The following is a 20,973-nucleotide window of genomic DNA, read 5'->3' as shown; positions in this document are numbered from 1 at the left end:
GGTCCGGCTCAGCGAATGAGTCGGACCATTTTTGTTGATTTTCCGCCTTTTCTAGGCCAGTCATACAGCACATTTGTTAGAATCGCTTTCGCACCCCGCCGGCCCCGGGTGCGCGGCAGAGGTTTGGGGCCGAACGAAAGGATAGACCATGAACAAGGCTGACCTCGTAGCCGAAGTGGCGAAGGAATCCGATATCTCGAAGGACTCCGCCGAGAAGGCTGTCGACGCCACCTTCAAGACCATCGAGTCTGCGCTGAAGAATGGCGACACCGTCCGCATCGTCGGATTCGGTAATTTCCAGGTCGCCGATCGCAAGGCCTCCACCGGCCGCAACCCGCGCACCGGCGAGGCCGTCGAGATCCCGGCGTCCCGCGTGCCGAAGTTCCGCGCCGGCAAGGCTTTGAAGGAAGCCTGCAACAGCTAGCCTGCTGGCCCAGGCGCAAGCGCCTGGGCGGCTTTCCCTCGATCCCTGAGGGACGGTGGCGTCTGCCGAAGCTCGCGCCCTGCGTTTCGCCGGGCGGGTGATGTTCTCGGCCCGACACCAAGCGAACACACAGTTCGGATTTTAGAAAAGTTTTCGGCAGCGGCGGTTTAGGCAGCGTCCGTATGGCGCAGCGCCCACGCAAAGCTTGCGTGGCGAAGCACGATAGCGAATCTATGCCGGAGACGGGCGGTTAGCTCAGCTGGTAGAGCGCCACGTTTACACCGTGGATGTCGGGAGTTCGATCCTCTCACCGCCCACCACGCTTCGCGTCCCAAGAAATCGCGCGAGGCAGGGACTTTCATCGTTCACCAACCAACAAATGACGGATAGATGTCCATCACGGGCTCTGTTTTGTTGACTTGGGGAATCGGAAGCCTTACACGCTGGAAGCCCTCGCCGCGAAGCTGCGATTAGGGCACCGCGGGGGTGTAGCTCAGTTGGTTAGAGCGCCGGCCTGTCACGCCGGAGGCCGCGGGTTCGAGTCCCGTCACTCCCGCCATTTCCCCTAAAAGATTTAGAAATTGGCGGCGCTTCGAGACGTAGCGTCGAATGAAGGTCAGCTCCGCGCTTGTGCCTCTGCGTTGCGTTTCCAGGGCCACTTCAGCCATGACAGACGCGTCGCGCTGTCCGACTTGGTCGCCTCACTGGTCGGCTGCCACAAAACCCCATTCCATAACCCGCCACTGAACGGCTTTGCCCCGGCGCACCCGAATCGGTCGAAGGCGGCTATCATGCCCTTCTTCGAAAAATGGGTAACATGGACGTCGTTGTCGAAGAACGGGGTGCCCGCCGTCATCGGATCGGGTTCCAGGATGAAGTGCCACTTTTTGCGGTTGAGGAAAGGCACCGAAACAAAGAGGGCGGCCTGTTGCGCCATCGCAGCTTTGCAAAGCTCCCTGAGCAGCAACCCAGGGTCCTCCATGTGTTCGAGGACCATGATACAGAGATAGAGATCGACCGGCGGCGTCGGCGTTTCCGCCGTCCAAAGTGCGGAGCTCAGCGCAAGGCCGAATTCAGTCTTGGCATGCTCGATCGCCACAGCATTCACGTCGTGGCCTACAATCTCCATTCCGCGGTCTCGAGCGACATTGAGAAGCGTCCCGATCCCACAACCGATCTCGGCCACGGAGCGAGGCGCGATCCCTTCATGGGAGAGACGGTCGAAAAGGGTATTCGCAGCTTCTGTATTCCGATCGCGGACGGAGAGGTTCCACTGGAGGTCGCGGCGCAGCTGAGCTTCATCCTCACGATAGCCCGACGGGTTCCAGAAGCTCTGGCAGTCCAAGCAGCTGTAGAGGGGAATCTCTCTGTTAGTCCGCCGTGTGGGCACCTGGCGCACATAGGCAGTATACTGTGACCCACAGACCGGGCAGGGCTGCAGTATCCTCAATTCCGTCAATTGGTATCCCCCGGCATCAGGCGGCAATAAGCGACGAGCCTCAAGCATATCGCCCGAGATTCGGAAATCCATGCTCCTCACCTCTACTACAATCCTCGACCAATTCGGGACTATGATTGATTGCGCTGCGACCCATGGCACCTTGCGTCTGCCCCCGTCGCTGCGCTAACCAATAGATACGTCTGCGGGCGAAGAAAGAGGGCGAGCACGGTCGCGTAAACCTCTCGCTTCGCCTCTGGGAAGCAGACAGAAGTTTTCACGCCTTTGGTCCGCTCCCGGGACATGCGAGGCGGCTTCATGAACGAGTTGCTGCAAGAATATCTTCCGCTGGTGATCTTCATCGGCGTGGCCTTTGCCATCAGCGCCGTTCTCCTGCTCGTCCCGTTCTTCATCGCGCCGAATAATCCCGATCCGGAGAAGGTCTCCGCCTATGAGTGCGGATTCGACGCCTTCGACGATGCGCGCATGAAGTTCGACGTGCGATTCTATCTCGTCTCGCTGCTCTTCATCATCTTCGACCTGGAGGTCGCCTTCCTGTTTCCATGGGCGATCGCCTTCGACGATGTGGGCATGTTCGGGTTCTGGGCGATGATGGTGTTCCTTGGCATCCTCACCATCGGCTTCATATATGAATGGGGGAAGGGAGCCCTGGAATGGGATTGACCGACGACCCGATTCTCGATCAGGCGCAAGCTGAAGGCCGCCCGCGCATTCCTCAGGATCGCGTGCTGCCTCAGGTCTCGCGTTTCGACGAATTCTCCGATCAGCTGGCCGATAAGGGCTTTCTGCTCACCACGGCCGACGATCTGATCAACTGGGCGCGTACCGGCTCGCTCATGTGGATGACGTTCGGCTTGGCCTGCTGTGCGGTGGAGATGATGCAGTCCTCCATGCCGCGCTACGACCTCGAGCGATTCGGCTTCGCGCCCCGCGCCAGCCCCCGCCAGTCCGACGTCATGATCGTCGCCGGCACGCTCACCAACAAGATGGCAGCGCCGCTCCGCAAGGTCTACGACCAGATGCCGGAGCCTCGCTACGTCATCTCCATGGGCTCCTGCGCCAATGGCGGCGGCTACTATCACTATTCCTATTCGGTGGTGCGCGGCTGCGACCGCATCGTGCCCGTCGACATTTACGTTCCGGGCTGCCCGCCAACCGCCGAAGCGCTGGTCTATGGCGTGCTGCTCCTCCAAAAGAAAATCAGGCGCACCGGCACCATTCAGCGGTAGCGTCGCATAAGAACTGTAAGCCTAAGCATGGACGACGCCCTGAACGATCTCGGCAAGCATCTCAGCGACACGCTGGGCGCTTCCATTTCCGGCTATCGCGTCCGGTATAATGAGCTGACCGTGGATGTGGTCCGCGACCAGATCGTCGAGGTCGCCACCTTCCTGCGCGACGACGATAAATGCCGCTTCGTCTGCCTCATCGATATTTGCGGCGCCGACTACCCCGAGCGCGAAGAGCGCTTCGACGTCGTCTATCATCTGCTGAGCCCGGACCTGAACCACCGCATCCGCCTGAAGGTCACCACCGACGAGACGATGCCCGTGCCGAGCCTCATCGGCGTCTTCCCGGCCGCCGACTGGTTCGAGCGCGAGACCTACGACCTCTACGGCGTGCTATTCTCCGGCCACCCGGATCTACGGCGACTGCTCACCGATTACGGCTTCCAAGGCCATCCGCTTCGGAAGGACTTCCCGCTCACCGGCTTCGTCGAGGTGCGCTACGACGATGAGGCGAAGAAGGTGGTCTACGAGCCCGTGAAGCTCATGCAGGGCTTCCGCAATTTCGACTTCCTGAGCCCCTGGGAGGGCATGGACGAGGCGATTCCCGGCGATGAGAAGGCGGGCGATCCGGAAACCGGGGAGCGGCAGTCATGAGGCCAACCCTGATTCCCGGCCTGCAGGTGCAGTTCTCCTACAAGATCCCGGACACCAAGACCGTGCCGCAACTCTATCCGGAGGCCGAGGAGTTCCAGGCCATGCCGGAGGTCTTCGCTACCGGCTTCATGGTCGGGCTCATGGAGTGGACCTGCCTCAAGCTCATCTCACCCCATCTGGACGAAGGCGAGGGTAGCCTCGGCACCCATATCAACGTCTCCCATCAATCGGCGACGCCGCCCGGCCTAACGGTCACTGTCGATGCCGAATGCATCGAAGTCCGCGGCCCGCGTCTCAAATTTCATGTCCGCGCCCATGACGGCATCGGCGTGATCGGGGAGGGCGAGCACGAGCGCTTCGTCGTCACCTGGGAGCGTTTCGATCGCGGAATGCAGAAGAAGCTTCAAGCCGTGCAACAAGCGGATTCGGAAGAGGCCGGCGCATGACCTCCGATAACATGACCACCGATAGCGATTTCGAGAAGCAGGACGCCGAAGCGCTGACAGAGAATACCGAGGACCGGAAGTTCACCATCAATTTCGGCCCTCAGCATCCGGCCGCCCATGGCGTGCTGCGCCTGGTGCTGGAGCTCGACGGCGAGGTGGTCGAGCGCGTCGATCCCCATATCGGACTGCTCCATCGCGGCACCGAAAAGCTGATCGAATACAAAACCTTCCTGCAGGCGCTGCCGTATTTCGACCGGCTCGACTACGTCGCGCCCATGAACCAGGAGCACGCCTACTGCCTGGCCGTGGAGCGCCTCGTCGGTGTCGAGATCCCGCGGCGCGCCCAGCTCATCCGCGTGCTCTATTCGGAGATCGGCCGGCTGCTCTCTCATCTCCTCAACGTCACCACCCAGGCCATGGATGTCGGAGCGCTGACGCCGCCGCTTTGGGGCTTCGAGGAACGTGAGAAGCTCATGGTTTTCTATGAGCGCGCATCGGGTAGCCGCATGCATGCGGCCTATTTCCGGCCCGGCGGTGTGCATCAAGACCTGCCGCCCAAGCTCGTCGACGACATCTATGCCTTCTGCGATCCGTTTCTGGGAGTGCTCGACGATATCGAGGGGCTTCTCACCAACAACCGCATCTTCAAGCAGCGTAATGTCGATATCGGCATCGTCGATCTGGACGACGCCTGGGCCTGGGGCTTCTCCGGCGTGATGGTGCGCGGCTCCGGCGCCAAATGGGATTTGCGCAAGTCCCAGCCTTACGAATGCTACGAGGAGATGGAATTCGACATCCCCATCGGCAAGAACGGCGATTGCTACGACCGCTATCTCATCCGCATGGAGGAGATGCGACAATCTGTCCGCATTATGAAGCAGGCCTGTGAAAAGCTCACCACAGAGCCCGGCGAAGTGCTGGTGCAGAATCACAAGATGGTGCCGCCGCGCCGGGGCGAGATGAAGCAATCGATGGAAGCGCTGATCCATCACTTCAAGCTCTACACGGAAGGCTATCACGTGCCCGCCGGCGAGGTTTACGCCGCCGTGGAGGCGCCAAAAGGGGAATTCGGCGTCTATCTGGTCGCCGACGACACCAACAAGCCCTATCGCTGCAAGCTGCGCGCGCCCGGCTTCGCCCATCTGCAAGCCATGGATTTCCTGTCCAAGGGACACATGCTGGCGGATGTTTCGGCGATCCTCGGCTCGCTCGACATCGTCTTCGGGGAGGTCGACCGATAGGCTTGCGTAAGTTGCATCCCGCGCTGTTTCGGCCCCTTGATTCACCGGGCTCAACAGGCAAGATGCAACGTGAGAGATGAGATTCTGGCGGAAGGCAAAAAATCGCCGTCTGCCGTCAATTTAGGGAGTGCTTCACCGTTCGCTTCGCCCCGCTTGGGGACCGGCCTTTTGGGAAGGGCCGACGTGCTGACGGAGACCGCCCCCTTCAAACGCGTTTGCAGACGAGACCGCCTGCAGGCGAGCATAAGAAGACAGCCGCATGAGCGTCCGACGCCTTGCAGATGAGCAGCCCGAGGCTTTCGCTTTCACACCGGAAAACCTCGTTTGGGCAAAGAATACGCTCGAAAAATACCCCGAAGGGAAGCAGGCCTCCGGCGTGATCCCGCTATTGTGGCGCGCCCAGGAGCAGATGGGCGGATGGCTGCCCGAGCCGGCGCTGCGCTACATCGCCGACATGCTGGATATGGCCTATATCCGCGTCTACGAGGTCGCGACCTTCTACACCATGTTCAACCTGGCGCCCGTGGGCCGCTACTACGTGCAGCTTTGCGGCACCACGCCATGCTGGCTGCGCGGCGCCGACGATTTGAAGAAGACCTGCCGGGAGATGATCGGTGAGCCCGGCCACGTTACCGAGGACGGGCTGTTCTCCTGGATCGAGGTGGAATGCCTCGGCGCCTGCTCCAATGCGCCCATGGTCCAGATCAACAAGGATTATTACGAGGATCTCGACGGCGAGAAGCTCGCCTGGATCCTGAACGAGCTGAAGGAGGGCAGGGAGGTCGTCCCCGGTCCTCAGAACGGACGCCAGACATCGGCGCCGGCGAGCGGTCCGACCAGCCTGACCAGCGACGAGCTTTACGAGATGTCGGAAGATTCCGGCGCGGTGAACCCGCCGCTCCAGGACGATGAGGCGAAGGAGCCCACCAAGGCGGCCGACCGGCGCGCAGCCGACGTGCCCGAGCACCCTGTCAAGAATGGCCAGGGCAAGAAGGTTGCCGAGAAGGGCGAAGAGGTCGCCGAGCGGGAAAAATCTAGCAAGAAGGATGACTCCTAGTGCTTGCCGATAAGGACCGCATGTTCACCAACCTCTACGGCCTCCACGATTGGGGGCTGAAAGGGGCCATGGCCCGGGGCGCTTGGGACGGGACCAAGGAGATCCTGGCTCGCGGCCATGAGGACGTGATCGAAGAGGTGAAGGCGTCGGGCTTGCGCGGCCGCGGCGGCGCGGGCTTCCCGACCGGCCTCAAATGGTCCTTCATGCCGAAGGAGTCCGACGGCCGCCCGAACTACCTCGTCATCAATGCCGACGAATCCGAGCCCGGCACCTGCAAGGACCGGGAGATCATGCGTCACGATCCGCATCTCCTGATCGAAGGCGCGCTGATCGCCTCCTTCGCCATGCGGGCCCATGCTTGCTACATCTACATCCGTGGCGAATTCATCCGCGAGCGCGAGCGGCTCCAGGCAGCCATCGACCAGGCCTACGAAGCCAACCTCATCGGCAAGGGCAACAAGAACGGCTGGGATTTCGATCTCTACCTGCATCACGGCGCCGGCGCCTATATCTGCGGGGAGGAGACGGCCCTTCTGGAAAGCCTCGAGGGCAAGAAGGGCATGCCGCGGCTGAAGCCGCCGTTCCCGGCCAATGTCGGCCTCTACGGGGCGCCGACCACCGTCAACAACGTGGAATCCATCGCCGCCGTGCCGGACATCATGCGCCGGGGGGCCGCCTGGTTCGCTGGTCTCGGCAAGCCCAACAACACAGGCACCAAGCTCTTCGCCATCTCAGGCCACGTGAACGAGCCCTGCGTGGTCGAGGAGGAGATGGGCATCCCGCTTCGCGAGCTGATCGATCGCCATTGCGGCGGCGTGCGCGGCGGTTGGGACAATCTGCTGGCGGTAATTCCCGGCGGCTCGTCCGTGCCCTGCCTGCCGGCCGACCAGTGCAACGATCTCGACATGGATTTCGACACCCTGAAGGACCTTCAGACGGGCCTCGGAACCGCGGCGGTCATCGTCATGGACAAGTCCACGGACATCGTCCGGGCCATCGCGCGCATCTCTTACTTCTACAAGCACGAATCCTGCGGCCAGTGCACGCCGTGCCGGGAAGGCACGGGTTGGATGTGGCGCGTACTGGAGCGCATGGCCGAAGGCAAGGCGGAGAAACGCGAGATCGACATGCTGTTCGACGTCTCCAAGCAGGTCGAGGGTCACACCATCTGCGCGCTGGGCGACGCGGCGGCCTGGCCGGTCCAGGGTCTCATCCGCAATTTCCGCCACGTGATCGAGGAGCGCATCGACCAATACGCGGCCAAACCCATTCCGGCCTCCGTGCCGGTCGCGGCGGAGTGAGCCCATGCCTAAGCTGATCATCAACGACGCCGAAGTCGAAGTCCCCGACGGCATCACCCTGATCCAGGCCTGCGAGCTGGCCGGCGTCGAGATCCCGCGCTTCTGCTATCACGAGCGGCTCTCCATCGCCGGCAATTGCCGCATGTGCCTCGTCCAGGTCGAGGGCATGCCGAAGCCGGTGGCGTCCTGCGCCATGGGCGTGAACGACCTGCGCCCGGGCCGCGACGGCACACCACCCACCATCTACACCGACAACGAGATGGTGAAACACGCCCGCGAAGGCGTAATGGAATTCCTGCTGGTCAACCATCCCCTCGATTGCCCGATCTGCGATCAGGGCGGCGAATGCGATCTCCAGGATCAGGCCATGGCCTACGGTTTCGATGGCAGCCGCTTCGCCGACAACAAGCGCGCCGTGGAGGGCAAGTATCTCGGGCCGCTGATCGGCACCCATATGACCCGGTGCATCCATTGCACCCGCTGCGTCCGCTTCATGACCGAGGTGGCCGGCGTCGAGGAGCTCGGCGCCATCGGCCGCGGCGAGGACATGGAGATCACCACCTACCTGGAGCACGGCATGATGTCGGAGCTGTCCGGCAACGTGGTCGATCTGTGTCCCGTGGGCGCGCTAACCTCAAAGCCCTACGCCTTCGTCTCGCGCCCCTGGGAACTCTCCAAGGTGGACTCCGTGGACGTCATGGATGCCGTCGGTTCCGCCATTCGGGTCGATTCCCGCGACCGCGAAGTCCTGCGAATCCTGCCGTGCGTGTTCGATGCAGTGAACGAGGAATGGATCACCGACAAGACCCGCCATGTCTGGGACGGGTTGCGGACGCAGCGTCTCGACCGGCCTTACATTCGAGAGAACGGAAAGCTCCGCCCGGCCACCTGGGACGAGGCTTTTAAGGCGATCGCCGACAAGCTCGACGGGCTGGACGGCAAGCGCTTCGGCGCCATCGTCGGCGATCTCGCCGCTTTGGAAGAGACCTACGCTCTGAAGGAGCTGGCCGAGGCCCTCGGCTCGCCCAATACCGATTGCCGCCAGGATGGCGCCAAGCTCGATCCCGCACTCGGACGCTCCAGCTATCTCTTCAATTCCGGCATCGCCGGCATCGACGAGGCGGATGCGATCCTGCTGGTAGGCACCAATCCACGCCTGGAAGCGGCCATTCTCAATGCCCGTATCCGCAAACGCTACCGGGCCGATCCCCATAGCCTCAAAGTTGGCGTGATCGGCGAGGAGGCAGATCTCCATTACCCGTACGAATATCTCGGCGCTGGGCCCGACACGTTGAGCCAGATCGCCGACGGGTCTCACGAGTTCCTGAAAACGATCGAAGGCGCCGAGCGGCCCATGGTGATCGTGGGGCAGGGGGCGCTCGCCCGAAACGACGGCGCCGGCGTTCTCGCCATGGCGGCCAAGGCTGCAAAGGCCATGGGCGCTCTGGGCAAGGACTGGAACGGCTTCAACGTGCTGCACACGGCGGCCGCCCGCACCGGGGCGCTGGATCTGAACTTCGTGCCGGGCAAGGGCGGCAAGGATGTCGACGGAATCCTCAACGCCGCCGAGAAGGGCGACATGGATGTCGTCTACCTGCTCGGCGCCGACGAGCTTGAAGTCGACCGGCTGGGTGATGCCTTCGTGATCTATCAGGGCAGCCACGGCGACCGGGGCGCCCATCGCGCCGACGTCATCCTGCCCGGCGCCGCCTATACGGAAAAAGACGCCCTTTACGTGAACACCGAAGGCCGCCCCCAGAGCGCGGCCCGCGCCATCTTCCCGCCGGGCGAGGCACGTGAGGACTGGAAGATCGTCCGCGCGCTCTCCGCCCGCCTCGGCAAGACGCTTCCCTATGACAGCCTGTCCCAGCTCCGGTCCAAGATGTTCGCCGATCACCCGCATCTGGCCCTGCTTGGCACAATCTCTCCGGCGGAACCGGCCGCGCTCGCCAATCTGGCCAAAACCGACGGCAAGGTCTCCAAGGGCGGCTTCAAGAGCCCCATCGCCGACTTCTACCTGACCAATCCGATTGCCCGGGCCTCCGCCATCATGGCGCAGCTGAGCGCCCTGCATGCGGAAGCCGAAGAAGGAGCCACCGGCACCGATGGTTGAGCTCTGGAACGACTATGGCTGGCCGCTCTTCCTGATCCTGGCTCAGAGCGTTGCGCTGATCGTCATCCTTCTGGTGATCATCGCCTTCCTGCTCTACGCCGACCGGAAGGTGTGGGCGGCCGTCCAGATGCGCCGCGGCCCCAACGTGGTGGGCCCGTTCGGGCTCTGGCAGTCCTTCGCGGACCTTTTGAAATTCGTCTTCAAGGAGCCGGTCATCCCGGCCGGCGCCAACAAGGTGCTCTTCCTGCTCGCGCCTCTGGTGACGGCGGGTCTGGCGCTGTCCGCCTGGGCGGTAATCCCGGTGGCGGAGAACTGGGAGGTCGCCGATCTCAATATCGGCATCCTGTTCGTTTTCGCCGTGGCCTCGCTGGAGGTCTATGGCGTGGTGATCGCCGGCTGGGCGTCCAACTCCAAATACGCCTTCCTCTCCGCGCTGCGCTCCGCCGCCCAGATGGTCTCCTACGAGGTTTCCATCGGCTTTGTCATCGTGACTGTGCTGCTTTGCGCCGGATCGCTCAACCTGTCGGAGATCGTGCTCTCTCAGGACACGGCCTATGGCGCTCTGGGCTGGTACTGGCTGCCGCTCTTTCCGATGTTCGTGATCTTCTTCATCTCGTCGCTCGCCGAGACCAACCGCCCGCCCTTCGACCTGCTGGAAGCGGAATCGGAGCTCGTGGCGGGCTTCATGGTGGAATACTCCTCCACCCCGTATCTGCTCTTCATGCTCGGCGAATACGTAGCCATCGTCATGCTCGCGGGTCTCGGCACGGTGCTGTTCCTGGGCGGCTGGCTGTCGCCCATTCCCTTCGCCCCCTTCACCTGGATTCCGGGGGTGGTATGGTTCCTCCTGAAGGTCTGCTTCCTGTTCTTCATGGTTGCCATGGTCAAGGCGATGGTCCCGCGCTATCGCTACGACCAGCTCATGCGGCTCGGCTGGAAGGTCTTCCTGCCGCTCTCCCTGGCCATGGTGGTCATCGTCGCCGGGGTCCTGAAAATCTTCGGGGGTGGGGCATGAGGTCTGAAATCAAGAGAGGCCGCTCATGAAGCAGCTCATGCAATCCGCCAAGGCATTGCTCCTGCTGGAGTTCGTCTCGGCCTTCTGGCTGGCGATGAGATACTTCGTCTCGCCGAAGCCGACCCTGAACTACCCCTTCGAGAAGGGGCCGCTCAGTCCGCGCTTCCGTGGTGAGCATGCGCTCCGCCGCTATCCGAACGGCGAGGAGCGCTGCATTGCCTGCAAGCTCTGCGAGGCGATCTGCCCGGCCCAGGCCATCACCATCGAGGCGGGGCCGCGACGCAATGACGGCACGCGGCGGACCACCCGCTACGACATCGACATGGTGAAATGCATCTATTGCGGCTTCTGCCAGGAGGCATGCCCGGTCGACGCCATCGTCGAGGGGCCGAATTTCGAGTTCGCCACCGAGACGCGCGAGGAGCTCTACTACGACAAGGCCCGGCTGCTCGCCAATGGCGACCGCTGGGAGCGCGAGATCGCGCAGAATATTTCGCTGGATGCGCCTTACAGATAGGCGCAGAAGATTTTAGGGGGATCGAGTGCGGGCTTCTGACTATACAAGCCTCGTGAAAGAGGCGGCGGAAAGCCCAAAGGGAATCAGCGTCAGATCATGATCGCGAGCCTTTTCTTCTATCTGTTCGCAGCCGTCCTGGTCGGCTCCGGCTTCATGGTGATCGCCAGCCGGAATCCGGTCCATGCCGTGCTGTTCCTGATCCTCGCCTTCCTCAACGCGGCGGGGCTCTTCGTGCTGCTCGGCGCGGAGTTCCTCGGTATGATGCTGATCGTCGTCTATGTCGGCGCGGTCATGGTGCTCTTCCTCTTCGTGGTGATGATGCTGGATGTGGATTTCGCTGAGCTTCGCGCCGGCTTCCTGCGCTATCTGCCCATCGGGGCAACGGTCGGCATCATCGTCCTGCTCGAGCTCGTCTTCGTTATCACCGCTCTGTTCACCGCCCCTGATATCGTTTCAGGCCCGACAGTGGTCGAAGGCACCAGCAACACCCTTGCGCTCGGGCAGGTGCTCTATACGGACTACGTCTATCTGTTCGAGGCCGCGTCCCTGATCCTGCTGGTGGCCATGATCGGCGCCATCGTGCTGACCTTGCATCACCGCGAGAATGTGCGCCGTCAGGTGCCCTCGGAACAGATCGCCCGCGACCCGAAGAAGACCGTCGAGGTCGTCAGCGTGCCGTCCAGAAAGGGGCTGTCCCAATGACCATCGGCCTGTCCCATTATCTGACCGTCGCGGCGATCCTGTTCACGCTGGGGATCTTCGGCATCTTCCTGAACCGGAAGAACGTCATCGTCATTCTGATGTCCATCGAGCTCATCCTGCTTGCGGTGAACATCAATCTCGTCGCGTTCTCCGCCTTCCAGGGCAACCTGATCGGCCAGGTCTTCGCACTCATCGTGCTGACCGTGGCGGCGGCGGAAGCGGCCATCGGCCTCGCCATCCTCGTGGTCTATTTCCGCAACCGCGGCACCATCGACGTGGCCAGCGTCAACGTGATGAAGGGGTAGGGGGAAAGACGCGACTATGTACGAGGCGATCCTATTCCTGCCGCTGATCGGTGCGCTGTTTGCCGGGTTCTTTGGACGCCTGGCGGGCTATCGCGCCTGCGAGGTGGTGACCATCACCCTGATGATGGTGACGGCGGTGCTCTCCTGGGTGGCGTTCTACGAGGTCACCGTCCAGGGTCAGGACATCCGCATCGAGCTGTTCGAGTGGATCCAGTCCGGCGATCTCTCCGCCGCCTGGGCCATCCGGGTCGATACGCTCACCGCTGTCATGCTGGTGGTGGTGAACACGGTCTCCGCGCTCGTGCACCTCTATTCCGTGGGCTACATGGACCACGATCCCCACAAGGAGCGGTTCTTCGCCTATCTGTCCCTGTTCACCTTCGCCATGCTGGCCCTGGTGACGTCGGACAATCTGCTCCAGCTCTTCTTCGGCTGGGAGGGCGTAGGCCTCGCCTCATACCTGCTGATCGGCTTTTGGTACGAAAAGCCGTCCGCCTGCGCCGCCGCCATCAAGGCTTTCGTGGTGAACCGCGTCGGCGATTTCGGCTTCGCGCTTGGCATCTTCGCTACCTTCACCGTTTTCGGCACGATCCAGTACGACCCGATCTTCGCCTCCGCGCCGGATCAGGCCGGCACGACATTCCCGTTCTTAGGAATGCAGATCGACACCCTGACCCTGATCTGCATGCTGTTGTTCATGGGCGCCATGGGCAAGTCGGCCCAGTTCCTGCTCCACACCTGGCTGCCCGACGCCATGGAGGGCCCGACCCCGGTCTCCGCCCTGATCCATGCGGCAACCATGGTGACCGCGGGCGTGTTCATGGTGGCGCGGCTGTCGCCGCTCTTCGAGCAGTCCCAGTTCGCGCTCGATTTCGTGACCTTCATCGGCGCGACGACCGCCTTCTTCGCCGCGACGATCGCCCTCGTGCAGCCCGACATCAAACGGGTGATCGCCTATTCGACCTGCTCCCAGCTGGGCTACATGTTCACCGCGCTGGGCTTGGGCAATTTCGATCAGGGCGTCTTCCACCTCTTCACCCACGCCTTCTTCAAGGCGCTGCTGTTCCTGTGCGCCGGCGCGGTCATCCACGCCATGCATGACGAGCAGGACATGCGCCGCATGGGCGGTTTGCGGAAGAAGATGCCGTTCGTCTGGGCCACCATGCTGATCGGCAGCTTGGCGCTCACCGGCTTCCCCTTCACCTCCGGCTACGTCTCAAAGGACGCCATCATCGAGGGCGCCTGGGCGGGCCACGGGGCGATTGCCATGTATGGCTGGGTGATGACGCTTGGCGCGGCGGCGCTCACCTCCTTCTACACCTGGCGGCTGATGTTCATGACCTTCGAGGGCAAGACCCGCGCGAAGGCGGACGTCTACGATCATGCCCATGACGCGCCCTGGGTGATGGCCGTACCGCTCGGCGTGCTGGCCATCGGCTCGCTCTGGGCCGGCGCCTATTTCATGCACGACTTCATCGGCCATGATGCGACCAGCTTCTGGCGCGGCTCCATCGTCACCCACGAGGCGGAGCACCACGAAGTGTCCTGGCTGATCTTCCTTCTGCCGACCATCATGATGCTCGGCGGTCTGGCTCTCGCCTGGTACTTCTACATGGTGAAGCCGCTGATCCCGTTCGGCCTCTCCAAGCGCTTCCGCGGCGCCTACCAGTTCCTGCTCAACGCCTGGTATTTCGATGCGCTGTATGACCGGATCTTCGTCCGGCCGGCGAAATGGCTCGCCCACACCCTGTGGCAGGTGGGCGACCGCAAGATCATCGACGGGCTGGGCCCGGACGGGATCTCGGCCCGCGTGGTCGACATCACCAACCGCGTGGTTCGCATCCAGACCGGATACATCTACCACTACGCCTTCATCATGCTGATTGGGGTGGCGCTTCTCATCACATACTTCATGTTCACCGGGGGAGGGCTGCAGCGATGAGCTATAGCTGGCCCATTCTCTCCACGGTCACCTTCCTGCCGGTCCTCGGCGCGCTGCTGATCGGGCTGCTCCGCTCCGACGACGAGAGCGCCGCCCGCAATGCGCGCTGGATCGCGCTGTGGACGACCCTGATCACCTTCGTCATCTCGCTGCTGATCTGGCGGGATTTCGATCCTACCACCGCGGACTTCCAGTTCGTCGAGCATCGCGAATGGCTCGGGCCCATCAACTTCCACATGGGCGTGGACGGCATCTCCATGCTGTTCATCATCCTCACCACCTTCCTGATGCCGCTCTGCATCCTGGCGAGCTGGCTGTCGGTGAAGACCCGGGTGAAGGAATACATGATCGCCTTCCTGGTGCTGGAGACGCTGATGATCGGCGTGTTCGGCGCGCTGGATCTGGTGCTCTTCTACATCTTCTTCGAAGGCGGCCTGATCCCGATGTTCCTGATCATCGGCATCTGGGGCGGTCCGCGCCGCGTCTATGCGAGCTTCAAGTTCTTCCTCTACACGCTGGCCGGCTCGCTGCTCATGCTGCTCGCCATCATGGCCATGTATTGGGAAGCCGGGACCATGGATATCCCGACGCTGCTCCAATACGACTTCCCGGCCTCCATGCAGGCCTGGCTATGGTTTGCGTTCCTGGCCTCGTTCGCGGTCAAGATGCCCATGTGGCCAGTCCATACCTGGCTGCCCGACGCCCATGTAGAGGCGCCGACCGCGGGCTCCGTCATCCTGGCCGGCATTCTGTTGAAGATGGGCGGCTACGGCTTCCTGCGCTTCTCGCTGCCCATGTTCCCGCTTGCCTCGGCCGAGTTCGCGCCGCTGATCTTCGTGCTCTCCGTGGTGGCGATCATCTACACCTCGCTCGTGGCTCTGGCCCAGCAGGACATGAAGAAGCTGATCGCCTATTCGTCCGTCGCCCATATGGGTTTCGTGACCATGGGCATCTTCACGGTCACCATGCAGGGGCTCCAGGGCGGCATCTTCCAGATGATCTCCCACGGCATCGTCTCCGCCGCGCTGTTCCTGTGCGTCGGCGTGGTCTACGACCGCATGCACACCCGCGAGATTGCCGCCTATGGCGGGCTGGTCGCGCGCATGCCGATCTACGCCTTCTGCTTCATGGTCTTCACCATGGCCAATGTCGGCCTGCCCGGCACGTCGGGCTTCGTGGGCGAATTCCTGACGCTCTTGGGCTCCTTCCAGGTGAACACCTGGGTCGCCGTCTTCGCCACGAGCGGAATCATCTTCTCAGCCTGCTACGCGCTGTTCCTCTATCGCGCTGTGGTGTTCGGCAAGCTCGAGAAGCCCAACCTGAAGCTGATCGAGGATATGAGCTGGCGGGAGATCGCGATCATGACGCCGCTGATCATCCTCACCATCCTGTTCGGCTTCTATCCGGCGCCCATCATGGATGTAACCAGCGTCTCCGTGACGGAACTCATGAACCAGTATCAGAACGCCATCGCCGCCGCCGGCGATGTCCGCTTCGCTTTCGCCCCGTAAGGAGTCCTTCTTGTCCGCCGCCGATTTCACAACCCTTCTGCCGGAGCTGATACTGCCCATCGGCGCCATGGCTCTGCTGATGCTGGGCGTCGCGCGGAAAGAAGACTCCGGCACGCTCATTCTGGGGCTCGGCGTCCTGGTCCTCATCCTCGCCGGCGGGGCGGTGCTCATGGGCGAGGGGACCGAGACCCTGTTCAAGGGCGCGATCATCGTCGACCCATTCGCGCGGGTGATGAAGATCCTCACCCTGATCGGCGCGGCGGTGACCCTTTACATGTCCGTCGACTATTGGCGCTCGACCGGAGAGCTGAAATACGAATTCCCCATCCTCGTGCTCCTGTCGGTCACCGGCATGATGCTGATGATCTCGGCCAACGACCTCATCACCCTCTATGTCGGGCTGGAGCTCCAGAGCCTTGCGCTTTACGTCGTGGCGGCCTTCCGGCGGGATTCGGTGCGCTCCAGCGAGGCGGGGCTGAAATACTTCGTCCTGGGCGCGCTGTCGTCAGGCATGCTGCTCTACGGCGCTTCGCTGATCTACGGGTTTGCCGGCAGCACGCTCTTCCCGGCGATCGCAGCCAGCATCGGCGATGCGGCCCCCAATCTCGGCGTGATCTTCGGCCTCGTATTCCTCATGGCCGGCTTCGCCTTCAAGATCTCCGCCGTGCCGTTCCACATGTGGACGCCGGACGTCTATGAGGGGGCGCCGACCCCGGTCACTGCCTTCTTCGCCGCAGCCCCCAAGATGGCCGCGTTTGCGCTTCTTGTCCGCACGCTCTTCGCCGCCTTCCCGGACGCCATTCCCGAATGGCAGCAGATCGTCGCCTTCCTCGCCATCGCCTCCATGGCGCTCGGCGCGTTCGCGGCAATCGGCCAGACCAACATCAAGCGGCTGATGGCCTATAGCTCCATCGGCCATATGGGCTACGCGCTGGTGGGGCTTGCCGCCGGCACGGAGGAGGGCGTCGCCAGCGTCATCATTTATCTCGCCATCTATCTGGTCATGACGCTGGGCAGCTTCGCCTTCATCCTGGCGCTCCGCCGTGACGGGAAATACGTGGAGGACATCTACCAGCTCGCCGGTCTCTCCCAGACCAATCCCATGATGGCCTTCATGTTCGGAACGTTGCTCTGGTCGCTCGCCGGTATTCCGTTCCTGGCCGGCTTCTTCGCCAAGTTCTATGTCTTCCTGGCCGCCATCAATGCGGAGTTGTATGCGCTCGCCGTCATCGGCGTGCTTCTGAGCGTGGTGGGCGCGTTCTATTATCTGCGCATCATCAAGATCATGTATTTTGACGAGCCGCTGGAGCCCTTCGCCGCCGTACCGCGGCCGCTTGCCGGCGTGCTTACCGCGAGCGGGCTTTTGATCTTGCTCTTCTTCCTCTATCCCAGCCCGCTGATCGCCGTCGCCAATGCCGGCGCCCGGTCGCTTTTCTAGCCGGATGGTGGTCTCCACAACGCTACCGAAGCTCCCCCACGGCTACCGGCTGCTCCGGCTGGACACGACGGACTCCACCAATGCCGAGGCCTTGCGCCGCGCCACCGCGGGCGAGGACGGACCACTTTGGATCTGGTCGGCCCGTCAGTCGAAGGGCAAGGGCCGTTCTGGCCGCGACTGGCAGTCCCAGACCGGCAATCTCTTCGCCAGCCTTCTCATAAGCCCGCGCTGCCCGCTGGCGACCGCCGTGCAGCTCGGCCTTGTTGCGGGTGTCGCCGCCCATCAGGCCATCGCAACCCTGATGGGCGACGCGAACCGCAGCGAGCTTCTGAAAAACCTCACCCTGAAATGGCCCAACGACGTATTTCTGGACGGGGAGAAACTCGCCGGCATTCTGGTGGAAAGCGCCGCCAGCACCGAAGATGACCGCTCCACCGTGGTGATCGGAACGGGCGTCAATCTCGCCCATCATCCGCAAACCCTACCGAAGCCCGCCACCAGCCTGGCCGCCCACGGTGTGAAGGCCACCCCGGCAGACGCACTGCGGGCGCTAAGCGAGACGACCGACCGCTGGCTCAAGAAATGGTCGGACGGTGCCGGGTTTCAGGAGATCCGCCAGGCCTGGATGGAGCGGGCCAACAGAATCGGCGATCAGGTCTCCGTGCAGCTTCCCAACGAGCGGCTGGAAGGCACCTTCGAGGGGATCGATGCGAGCGGCGCCCTGCGTCTGAAGACTGCGGACGGCGTGGAGCGGCGTGTTACAGCAGGTGACGTCTTCTTTCCAAGCGCGTAAGACCCGGGTAAAAGCTGTCGCGCGCCCGTCACGAAGGCGCAAGACCCGCCTTCCGCAACTCAAAGTTCGCGCAATCGAAAGTTTGAATGTCTCGCCGCAACTCTGAACCCAAAACCGATTTCGTCTTCGGCGCCCTCGGGGGCATCGGGGAAATCGGCATGAACCTCTACCTCTACGGCTTCGGCCCGCCGCGCGACCGCGAGTGGCTGATCGTCGATATCGGCATCACCTTTCCGACCGACGCCGAGCCCGGCGTCGATGTGATCCTGCCCGATATCCGCTTCCTGGAAGAAGAGCGCCACAATATTGCTGGCATCCTCTTGACCCACGCCCATGAGGATCACTACGGCGCGATCCCCGATCTCTGGCAGAAGATCGGCGCGCCGGTCTACGCAACGCCCTTCACCGCGGCGATGCTGAAATCGAAGCTGAAGGAGACCTCCTTCGCCGACGACGTGCCGATCCATATCGTGCCGCTGGGCGGGTCCCGAAAGATCGGCCCGTTCGACATCGAGCTGATCTGCATGTCCCACTCGATCCCGGAACCCAACGCGGTCTTTATCAAGACGCCGCTGGGGAACGTACTCCATTCCGGCGACTGGAAACTGGACGAGCAGCCGCTCACCTCGCCGCCGACCGACAAGAAACGCCTCAAGGAGATCGGCGACGCAGGCGTGGACGCGCTCATCTGCGATTCCACCAACGCCATCCGGGACGGCATCTCGCCCTCGGAAGCCGACGTCGCCAAGACGCTTGCCGCCATGATCCGCGAGGCCCCGCGCCGGGTGGCCGTCACCACCTTCGCCTCCAACGTGGCCCGCATCCTTTCCGTTGCCCGCGCGGCCCGCCAGGCCGGCCGCGAACTCGTCGTGGTGGGCCGCGCCATGTATCGCGTCATCGAGGCGGCCCAGGAGACCGGCTACCTGGACGACGATTTCCGATTCCTCCCCGAAACCGAGTTCGACAGCCTGCCGCCCAAAAAGGTCGTGGCACTGTGCACCGGCAGCCAGGGCGAGACCCGCGCCGCCATGGCCCGGATCGCCTATGACAGCCATCCCAATGTGAGCCTGGACGCGGGCGACCAGGTGATCTTCTCGTCCCGCACGATTCCCGGCAACGAGCGCGCCGTGGCCAAGGTCCAAAACGGCCTGTCCGACAAGGCCATCGAGATCCTCACCGATCAGGACGGGCTGGTGCATGTCTCCGGCCATCCGCGCCGGGGCGAGCTCGAGCAGCTTTATTCGTGGCTCAAGCCGAAGCTCGCTATTCCCGTGCACGGGGAGGGGCTTCATCTGGAAGCCCATGCCGAGTTCGCCGAAGACCTCGGCGTCGAAGAGGTGCTGCGTATCCGGAACGGCGACCTGGTGCGCCTCGCGCCGGAGCCCGCGAAGATCATCGACGAGCTGCCCACCGGCCGTCTCTATCGCGACGGGCGGATCATTCTGTCCGAAGGCGAAGGCCATGTCCGGGAGCGCCGCAAGCTTAGCTTCGTCGGCACAATCTCCGTCTCCGTCGTCCTGTCCGACAAGGGCCAGCTCGTCGCCGATCCCATGGTGGCGATCCTCGGCGTTGCATCGGTGGATGGGGATGGCGAGCCCATGGAGGATATCGCTATCGACGCCGCCATCGGAGCCCTTGAGAGCATCCCGCGGCCCCGCCGCAAGGACCGCGCCATGGTTGCCGAGGCGCTGTCTCGCGCCGTCCGTGCGGCGGTGAATCAGGCTGTCGGCAAAAAGCCCATCTGCTCGGTAATGGTCCAAGTGGTTTAGGGCCGCTGGCTTCGGGAGAGCTGGCCCACTGGCGAAACGCCGCCTGAGCCATTACAAGAGGCAGCAAAGCACGGACGAAGCGAGAGAGGAGCGAACGCCACATGATCGGAAAGCTGAACCACGTCGCCATTGCAGTGCCCGACCTGAAGGCGGCAGCGGACATCTATCGCAATACCCTGGGCGCCAAGGTTTCGGCGGAGGAAGAGCAGCCCGAGCACGGCGTGACCACCGTCTTCATCGAGCTGCCCAACACCAAGATCGAGCTGCTCGGCGCGCTCGGCGAGAATTCGCCCATCACAAAGTTCCTGGAGCGCAATCCCGGCGGCGGCATCCATCATCTCTGCTACGAGGTCGATGACATCATGACGGCCCGGGACAAGCTGGTGGCCGACGGCATCCGCGTGTTGGGCGACGGCGAGCCCAAGACCGGCGCCCACGGCAAGCCCGTGCTCTTCCTGCATCCGAAAGATTTCTCCGGCACGCTCGTGGAGCTGGAGCAGGCGTAAGGGGCAACCCAGATGAACTTCGCCTTCGGCTTCGCCATCTATTTCGTCATCTGGTGGATCACGCTCTTTGCGATCCTACCCTTCGGTGTGCGTCCGCAAGGCGAGACCGAGGAGGGGACCGTGCCGGGCTCCGCGGAGAGCGCGCCCTCAAAGCCGCACTTCATCCCAAAGCTCATCGCCACCACTCTTATCGCTGGGCTGATCTATCTCGGGGTTTATTTCATCGTCTTCCAGGGCGTGGTCACCCTCGACGACATCCCGTTCCTGCCGCGCTACGAGAGCATGTATTAGGGCCGGGTGCCTCCATCCCGCCACATTTCGAAAACTCCCGCGTCACTGAACGCAGGGCAAAAAAAAGAGCAAGGCCGGCGCGCCTCGCTCTTCTAGCTTTTTTATAACTCTCAACATTCCACCTCTATTGTCTCGCCGGATCTTAATGCCCGTCGAGCCGTCGGTAGAACGGCTGCGCATATTGAAAAATAAATAGATTTAGTGCGCGGCTAGAGCGTTTCCTCCCAAGACTTGGACCTGAGACTTGGAGCTGGTCCAAT

At 62.7% G+C, this 20,973-nt stretch carries 21 protein-coding genes and 2 tRNA genes; 22 read left to right on the top strand and 1 reads right to left on the bottom strand.

The features are described 5' to 3' along the window. Positions 1-148: 148 nt before the first annotated feature. The 3 genes from ACFQ2F_RS09250 to ACFQ2F_RS09240 all read left to right on the top strand — a co-directional run bounded on the left by ACFQ2F_RS09250 (position 149) and on the right by ACFQ2F_RS09240 (position 983). Entirely contained in the window at positions 149-424 is a 276-nt protein-coding gene (locus ACFQ2F_RS09250; RefSeq protein ID WP_379088958.1) for an HU family DNA-binding protein, read from the top strand. Positions 425-668: 244 nt separating this feature from the next. Beyond that, a tRNA-Val gene (locus tag ACFQ2F_RS09245) sits at positions 669-744 on the top strand. Positions 745-906: 162 nt separating this feature from the next. Continuing rightward, a tRNA-Asp gene (locus tag ACFQ2F_RS09240) sits at positions 907-983 on the top strand. Positions 984-1,040: 57 nt separating this feature from the next. On the opposite strand, the gene ACFQ2F_RS09235 is transcribed toward ACFQ2F_RS09240, so the two are convergent. After that, positions 1,041-1,955, bottom strand: coding sequence for a methyltransferase domain-containing protein (locus ACFQ2F_RS09235; RefSeq protein WP_379088955.1), 915 nt, complete (start codon positions 1,953-1,955; stop codon positions 1,041-1,043). Positions 1,956-2,180: 225 nt separating this feature from the next. Between ACFQ2F_RS09235 and ACFQ2F_RS09230 the strand changes: the two genes are divergently transcribed. From ACFQ2F_RS09230 to ACFQ2F_RS09140, 19 genes are all read left to right on the top strand, one after another. Further along, positions 2,181-2,546, top strand: a complete 366-nt coding sequence (locus tag ACFQ2F_RS09230) for an NADH-quinone oxidoreductase subunit A (RefSeq protein WP_379088952.1) — start codon at positions 2,181-2,183, stop codon at positions 2,544-2,546. Beyond that, positions 2,537-3,112, top strand: a complete 576-nt coding sequence (locus tag ACFQ2F_RS09225) for a NuoB/complex I 20 kDa subunit family protein (protein ID WP_379088949.1) — start codon at positions 2,537-2,539, stop codon at positions 3,110-3,112. Before ACFQ2F_RS09230 ends, ACFQ2F_RS09225 begins: the two co-directional genes overlap by 10 nt. A 27-nt stretch (positions 3,113-3,139) precedes the next feature. Then, entirely contained in the window at positions 3,140-3,766 is a 627-nt protein-coding gene (locus ACFQ2F_RS09220; RefSeq protein ID WP_379088946.1) for an NADH-quinone oxidoreductase subunit C, read from the top strand. Then, the gene (locus ACFQ2F_RS09215; RefSeq protein ID WP_379088943.1) at positions 3,763-4,212 is read left to right on the top strand and encodes a thioesterase family protein; all 450 of its coding nucleotides are present in this window, start codon (positions 3,763-3,765) and stop codon (positions 4,210-4,212) included. Before ACFQ2F_RS09220 ends, ACFQ2F_RS09215 begins: the two co-directional genes overlap by 4 nt. A gap of 11 nt (positions 4,213-4,223) precedes the next feature. Next, the gene (locus ACFQ2F_RS09210) at positions 4,224-5,453 is read left to right on the top strand and encodes an NADH-quinone oxidoreductase subunit D (protein WP_379090661.1); all 1,230 of its coding nucleotides are present in this window, start codon (positions 4,224-4,226) and stop codon (positions 5,451-5,453) included. A 259-nt stretch (positions 5,454-5,712) separates the two neighbouring features. After that, complete coding sequence (gene nuoE / locus ACFQ2F_RS09205) at positions 5,713-6,510, top strand: NADH-quinone oxidoreductase subunit NuoE (RefSeq protein WP_379088941.1); 798 nt, start codon at positions 5,713-5,715, stop codon at positions 6,508-6,510. Continuing rightward, positions 6,510-7,811 carry an NADH-quinone oxidoreductase subunit NuoF gene (nuoF, locus tag ACFQ2F_RS09200; RefSeq protein WP_379088938.1) on the top strand — a complete coding sequence of 434 codons (1,302 nt, stop codon included), beginning with the start codon at positions 6,510-6,512 and terminating at the stop codon, positions 7,809-7,811. The genes nuoE and nuoF overlap by 1 nt, the downstream gene beginning before the upstream one ends. Positions 7,812-7,815: 4 nt before the next feature. Further along, entirely contained in the window at positions 7,816-9,924 is a 2,109-nt protein-coding gene (gene nuoG / locus ACFQ2F_RS09195) for an NADH-quinone oxidoreductase subunit NuoG (RefSeq protein WP_379088935.1), read from the top strand. Further along, entirely contained in the window at positions 9,917-10,939 is a 1,023-nt protein-coding gene (gene nuoH, locus ACFQ2F_RS09190; RefSeq protein WP_379088932.1) for an NADH-quinone oxidoreductase subunit NuoH, read from the top strand. Before nuoG ends, nuoH begins: the two co-directional genes overlap by 8 nt. Positions 10,940-10,964: 25 nt before the next feature. Continuing rightward, positions 10,965-11,456 (top strand): NADH-quinone oxidoreductase subunit NuoI, encoded by a 492-nt coding sequence (gene nuoI, locus ACFQ2F_RS09185; protein ID WP_379088930.1) that lies wholly within the window; start codon positions 10,965-10,967, stop codon positions 11,454-11,456. Positions 11,457-11,549: 93 nt separating this feature from the next. Then, complete coding sequence (locus tag ACFQ2F_RS09180; RefSeq protein ID WP_379090659.1) at positions 11,550-12,158, top strand: NADH-quinone oxidoreductase subunit J; 609 nt, start codon at positions 11,550-11,552, stop codon at positions 12,156-12,158. Further along, positions 12,155-12,463 (top strand): NADH-quinone oxidoreductase subunit NuoK, encoded by a 309-nt coding sequence (nuoK, locus tag ACFQ2F_RS09175; RefSeq protein ID WP_379088927.1) that lies wholly within the window; start codon positions 12,155-12,157, stop codon positions 12,461-12,463. Before ACFQ2F_RS09180 ends, nuoK begins: the two co-directional genes overlap by 4 nt. Before the next feature lie 16 nt (positions 12,464-12,479). Next, positions 12,480-14,405, top strand: a complete 1,926-nt coding sequence (nuoL, locus tag ACFQ2F_RS09170) for an NADH-quinone oxidoreductase subunit L (RefSeq protein ID WP_379088924.1) — start codon at positions 12,480-12,482, stop codon at positions 14,403-14,405. After that, positions 14,402-15,916 carry an NADH-quinone oxidoreductase subunit M gene (locus ACFQ2F_RS09165; RefSeq protein WP_379088921.1) on the top strand — a complete coding sequence of 505 codons (1,515 nt, stop codon included), beginning with the start codon at positions 14,402-14,404 and terminating at the stop codon, positions 15,914-15,916. The genes nuoL and ACFQ2F_RS09165 overlap by 4 nt, the downstream gene beginning before the upstream one ends. After that, positions 15,891-17,354, top strand: coding sequence for an NADH-quinone oxidoreductase subunit NuoN (gene nuoN, locus ACFQ2F_RS09160; RefSeq protein ID WP_379088918.1), 1,464 nt, complete (start codon positions 15,891-15,893; stop codon positions 17,352-17,354). Before ACFQ2F_RS09165 ends, nuoN begins: the two co-directional genes overlap by 26 nt. Further along, on the top strand, positions 17,329-18,147 hold the full coding sequence (locus tag ACFQ2F_RS09155) for a biotin--[acetyl-CoA-carboxylase] ligase (RefSeq protein ID WP_379088915.1): 819 nt from the start codon (positions 17,329-17,331) through the stop codon (positions 18,145-18,147). Before nuoN ends, ACFQ2F_RS09155 begins: the two co-directional genes overlap by 26 nt. Before the next feature lie 86 nt (positions 18,148-18,233). Further along, positions 18,234-19,916 carry a ribonuclease J gene (locus ACFQ2F_RS09150; protein ID WP_379088912.1) on the top strand — a complete coding sequence of 561 codons (1,683 nt, stop codon included), beginning with the start codon at positions 18,234-18,236 and terminating at the stop codon, positions 19,914-19,916. Positions 19,917-20,017: 101 nt separating this feature from the next. Then, positions 20,018-20,422, top strand: a complete 405-nt coding sequence (gene mce, locus ACFQ2F_RS09145) for a methylmalonyl-CoA epimerase (protein ID WP_379088909.1) — start codon at positions 20,018-20,020, stop codon at positions 20,420-20,422. A gap of 12 nt (positions 20,423-20,434) precedes the next feature. Then, positions 20,435-20,713: a DUF1467 family protein gene (locus ACFQ2F_RS09140; protein WP_379088906.1), complete on the top strand. Its 279-nt coding sequence runs from the start codon at positions 20,435-20,437 to the stop codon at positions 20,711-20,713. Positions 20,714-20,973: the final 260 nt, after the last annotated feature.

The organism is Methyloligella solikamskensis, from assembly GCF_042676065.1.
GTDB lineage: Bacteria > Pseudomonadota > Alphaproteobacteria > Rhizobiales > Methyloligellaceae > Methyloligella > Methyloligella solikamskensis.
This window is presented reverse-complemented; position numbering and strand designations above follow the sequence as displayed.

Excerpts from the sequence above, each read along its gene's own strand:
- ACFQ2F_RS09250 (WP_379088958.1), top strand. The coding sequence starts at position 149 with ATGAACAAGGCTGACCTCGTAGCCGAAGTGGCGAAGGAATCCGATATC.
- ACFQ2F_RS09235 (WP_379088955.1), bottom strand. The coding sequence starts at position 1,955 with ATGGATTTCCGAATCTCGGGCGATATGCTTGAGGCTCGTCGCTTATTG.
- ACFQ2F_RS09230 (WP_379088952.1), top strand. The coding sequence starts at position 2,181 with ATGAACGAGTTGCTGCAAGAATATCTTCCGCTGGTGATCTTCATCGGC.
- ACFQ2F_RS09225 (WP_379088949.1), top strand. The coding sequence starts at position 2,537 with ATGGGATTGACCGACGACCCGATTCTCGATCAGGCGCAAGCTGAAGGC.
- ACFQ2F_RS09220 (WP_379088946.1), top strand. The coding sequence starts at position 3,140 with ATGGACGACGCCCTGAACGATCTCGGCAAGCATCTCAGCGACACGCTG.
- ACFQ2F_RS09215 (WP_379088943.1), top strand. The coding sequence starts at position 3,763 with ATGAGGCCAACCCTGATTCCCGGCCTGCAGGTGCAGTTCTCCTACAAG.
- ACFQ2F_RS09210 (WP_379090661.1), top strand. The coding sequence starts at position 4,224 with ATGACCACCGATAGCGATTTCGAGAAGCAGGACGCCGAAGCGCTGACA.
- nuoE (WP_379088941.1), top strand. The coding sequence starts at position 5,713 with ATGAGCGTCCGACGCCTTGCAGATGAGCAGCCCGAGGCTTTCGCTTTC.
- nuoG (WP_379088935.1), top strand. The coding sequence starts at position 7,816 with ATGCCTAAGCTGATCATCAACGACGCCGAAGTCGAAGTCCCCGACGGC.
- nuoH (WP_379088932.1), top strand. The coding sequence starts at position 9,917 with ATGGTTGAGCTCTGGAACGACTATGGCTGGCCGCTCTTCCTGATCCTG.
- nuoI (WP_379088930.1), top strand. The coding sequence starts at position 10,965 with ATGAAGCAGCTCATGCAATCCGCCAAGGCATTGCTCCTGCTGGAGTTC.
- nuoK (WP_379088927.1), top strand. The coding sequence starts at position 12,155 with ATGACCATCGGCCTGTCCCATTATCTGACCGTCGCGGCGATCCTGTTC.
- nuoL (WP_379088924.1), top strand. The coding sequence starts at position 12,480 with ATGTACGAGGCGATCCTATTCCTGCCGCTGATCGGTGCGCTGTTTGCC.
- ACFQ2F_RS09165 (WP_379088921.1), top strand. The coding sequence starts at position 14,402 with ATGAGCTATAGCTGGCCCATTCTCTCCACGGTCACCTTCCTGCCGGTC.
- nuoN (WP_379088918.1), top strand. The coding sequence starts at position 15,891 with ATGTCCGCTTCGCTTTCGCCCCGTAAGGAGTCCTTCTTGTCCGCCGCC.
- ACFQ2F_RS09155 (WP_379088915.1), top strand. The coding sequence starts at position 17,329 with ATGCCGGCGCCCGGTCGCTTTTCTAGCCGGATGGTGGTCTCCACAACG.
- ACFQ2F_RS09150 (WP_379088912.1), top strand. The coding sequence starts at position 18,234 with ATGTCTCGCCGCAACTCTGAACCCAAAACCGATTTCGTCTTCGGCGCC.
- mce (WP_379088909.1), top strand. The coding sequence starts at position 20,018 with ATGATCGGAAAGCTGAACCACGTCGCCATTGCAGTGCCCGACCTGAAG.
- ACFQ2F_RS09140 (WP_379088906.1), top strand. The coding sequence starts at position 20,435 with ATGAACTTCGCCTTCGGCTTCGCCATCTATTTCGTCATCTGGTGGATC.